A 2,458-nucleotide genomic window follows, 5' to 3' on the forward strand; every position below is an offset into this window, starting at 1 on the left:
CCCGCCCCGGACGCGATCGCCCCGCCGTCATGGCGCCCCACGCCCCCCTGGCAGAAGGAGCCCCGCCCGGAGAGCACCACATGAGCGGGGCGCTCCACGACCACAGCACGGGGGCCGGGCTGCCGCACGGGCACTACGCCAGGTAACCTCCAGCTCATGTCCCGCCATGTCGCGATCGTCACCGATTCCACGGCCTACCTGCCGCCCCGGGCGATGGAGCGTCATGGCATCACGGCGGTCCCGCTCCCTGGCCCAGGCACTGCAGAAGCGGCGCTCCGTCACCACCTCCCGCCCCAGCCCGCAGGTGTTCGCGGAGACCTACCGCAGGGTCGCCGAGTCCGGTGCGAGCGGCATCGTCTCCCTGCACCTGTCCGCGGAACTGTCCGGCACCCACGACGCCGCGGTGCTCGCGGCGCGCGAGGCACCGGTGCCCGTGCGGGTCGTGGACACCGGCATGGTCGCGATGGCGCTCGGCTTCTGCGCGCTCGCCGCGGCCGAGACCGCGGAGGCGGGCGGCACGATGGACGAGGCCGTCACGGCCGCGGAGAAACGAGCCGACGGCACGTCCGCCTACTTCTACGTCGACACCCTCGACTATCTGCGCCGCGGTGGCCGGATCGGTGCCGCCCAGGCCCTGCTGGGTTCCGCGCTCGCCGTCAAGCCGCTGCTCCAGCTGGAGGACGGCCGGATCGAGCTGCTCGAAAAAGTCCGTACGGCGTCCAAGGCGATCGCACGCCTGGAGGAACTCACCGCCGAGCGGGCGGGCAACGCCGAGGTCGACATCGCGGTCCACCACCTCGCCGCCCCCGACCGTGCCGCCGCCCTCGCCGACCGGCTGCGGGAACGCGTCCCGGGCCTGGCCGACCTGCATGTCAGCGAGGTTGGAGCGGTGATCGGCGCACACACCGGGCCGGGGCTGCTGGGCGCCGTCGTCTCGCCTCGCTGACACCTCACGATTCCGAAGCGCCGCTGGTTCCGGGAACCGATCGGCTTCACTCCTACGGGTGGCGGAGTTTTCCACAACCGGCCGCGCATCCACGGAAATTCATCAAGATCATCGCGATGCGGCGAGATCCCCCATCCTCGTCGCATGGCACTTCGATCTCGCTCCCGCACCGCGACTCCGACCAGCGGCCCCGGCCGTGGCCCCGCCTCGGACGGCCGACTCCGCCACCGCCGCAGCACCGGTCACCCCGGCCGCACCCGCCACCACCCGCCCGCACCGGCGGAGGAACTGCGCCGCCGGGCGGAACTCCTCTTCGGTGAACGAGCCGTGCAGTGGCGGGAGTCGGGGAACGCGCCGCCCTCCGAGGACGGGCCGGCGAGTATCCGGACGGCAACGGCAACGGCAACGGCAAGGGCGACGGCGACGGCGACGGGTCTCGCGCCCGGTCTGAGCCCGAGGAGGGCAGCGACCGTCGCCCTGCCGGTGCCGGGCGGCGAAACGGAGCCCGGACCGGCCAGTGGGACGCGGTCGTCGGAGCCGGAGGAGCCCGCCGGTCCGGACTGGCGGGAGCGGGCCGGGCTGGCGCTGCGCGAGCGGATGCCGGTGTGGCTGCAGGCACGGTACGGAGTCGAACGGCGGGGAGTGGTGGCGCTCGCCGTGGTCCTCCTGGCCGCCGCCGTCTTTGCCGCGCAGCACTTCTGGGCGGGCCGGCCCCAGTCCGTGACCGCGCCCCAAGTCGTGCGTGCGCAGTCGCCCTTCCCCAAGAAGGCCGGGGGAGAGACGGCCGGAACGGCCGCGGGCACGTCGGCGACACCGGGCGCGGAGATCGTCGTGGACGTCAGCGGCAAGGTCCGGAAACCGGGGATCCTGCGGCTGCCGGCCGGTGCCCGCGTGGCCGACGCACTGCGGGCGGCGGGCGGTGTCCGGCCCGGCGTGAGCACGGAAGGACTCAACCGGGCCCGCTTCCTGGTCGACGGCGAACAGGTCGTCGTCGGCGCCCCCGCCGCACCCGCCGCCCCGCCCGGCCCGGCAGCCGGCCCGCTCTCCGGAGCCACCGGCACGGGCCCGACCGCGCCGGTCTCCCTCAACACGGCCACCGTGGACCAGCTCGACACCCTGCCCGGAGTCGGCCCGGTACTGGCCCGGCACATCATCGACTACCGCACCCAGCACGGCGGTTTCCGCTCGGTGGACGAGCTGCGCGAGGTCAACGGCATCGGCGACCGCCGGTTCACCGATCTGCGCGAGCTGGTACGGCCATGAGCCGCACGTTCGACACGGCCGGCCCGCGCCCCGCAGCCGAGCAGCGCGAGGCCGCGCACACCGGCCGGGGTGGCCCCATGGATCTGCGCCTGGTGCCGCCGGCGCTCGCGGCCTGGGCCACGGCGGCCCTGACCCTGGACGCACCGGCGACCTGGACTGCCGTGATCGCTGTCGTGTGCCTGGTCGGCGGGGTCGCCCTGCTGTCGGTGAGACGGCCGGGGCGAGACGGGCAGGGCGGCCGGGGCAGGT

Annotated in this window: 1 protein-coding gene and 2 pseudogenes; all 3 read left to right on the forward strand. The window is 74.7% G+C overall.

The features are described 5' to 3' along the window. Window positions 1–156: 156 nt before the first annotated feature. Window positions 157–946, forward strand: a pseudogene (locus CCN44_RS36970) (DegV family protein). Window positions 947–1,090: 144 nt separating this feature from the next. Beyond that, entirely contained in the window at window positions 1,091–2,209 is a 1,119-nt protein-coding gene (locus tag CCN44_RS36975) for a ComEA family DNA-binding protein (protein ID WP_086703084.1), read from the forward strand. Then, window positions 2,206–2,458, forward strand: a pseudogene (locus CCN44_RS36980) (ComEC/Rec2 family competence protein); the annotation flags it as partial. The gene CCN44_RS36975 and the pseudogene CCN44_RS36980, both read left to right, overlap by 4 nt.

The sequence above is a fragment of the Streptomyces tricolor genome, from assembly GCF_002155905.1.
GTDB classification, from domain to species: Bacteria; Actinomycetota; Actinomycetes; order Streptomycetales; family Streptomycetaceae; genus Streptomyces; species Streptomyces tricolor.